General features: G+C 66.4%; 2 protein-coding genes. One reads left to right on the plus strand and one right to left on the minus strand.

Features of this window, described 5'->3' with window-relative positions:
• On the plus strand, nt 1–230 hold a 230-nt coding region (locus QWY28_RS22765), incomplete at its 5' end, for a hypothetical protein (protein WP_300955214.1).
• Between the two features lie 125 nt (nt 231–355).
• Here the strand turns inward: QWY28_RS22765 and QWY28_RS22770 are convergent.
• On the minus strand, nt 356–605 hold a 250-nt coding region (locus QWY28_RS22770; RefSeq protein WP_300955215.1), incomplete at its 5' end, for an NADH-quinone oxidoreductase subunit A.

Raw genomic sequence — 605 nt, forward strand, 5'->3', positions numbered from 1 at the left:
TCCGCGACCAGTTCGGCCGCGGTGGGCCGGGACTCCGCATCCTCTCGGTGGGGCGCGGTGTCGAGAAGACCTCTGTAGACCTCATCCAGGCCGTTTGCTGCCGCGCCGTGCTGCTCGACCAGAGTCCGCACGCGAGGACCTGGCATCTGCTGCCAGATGCGCTCCACGACGTGGGACATCTGGGCGCCAGGGCACCCACAGATGGCGAGCACATCGGCGTCGGCGGGTGAGAGCGCAAGGTGCCACCCACGGACGAGCGCTGCGCGTTCGACCTCTACGCGCGTCCGCCAATGACCCGGAACCTCCACGACTAAGACATGCACATGGCGCCGGGCGAGTTCGGCGGCGGCATCGCTCATACCCACCTCAACGCTCCCTCCCGCCACGCCCAGAGCACGGCTATGAAGAGAGCGGCCAAGAAGAGGAACATCTCGATGACCGCGGTTACGCCGATCTCTGCCACAACCACTGCCCAGGGATACATGAACTGTGGTTCCCCCCGAATCGTGGAGGGCTTCTCTATGCGGCTTCCCGGTCGGGGGCCGCTGTGTCCTCGTAGTTGACCGGGCTCATCATGCCCGCCGAGCTGTGCCGGCGTTCGTGGT

It is taken from the genome of Nocardioides oceani (genome assembly GCF_030412965.1).
Lineage (GTDB): Bacteria > Actinomycetota > Actinomycetes > Propionibacteriales > Nocardioidaceae > Nocardioides > Nocardioides oceani.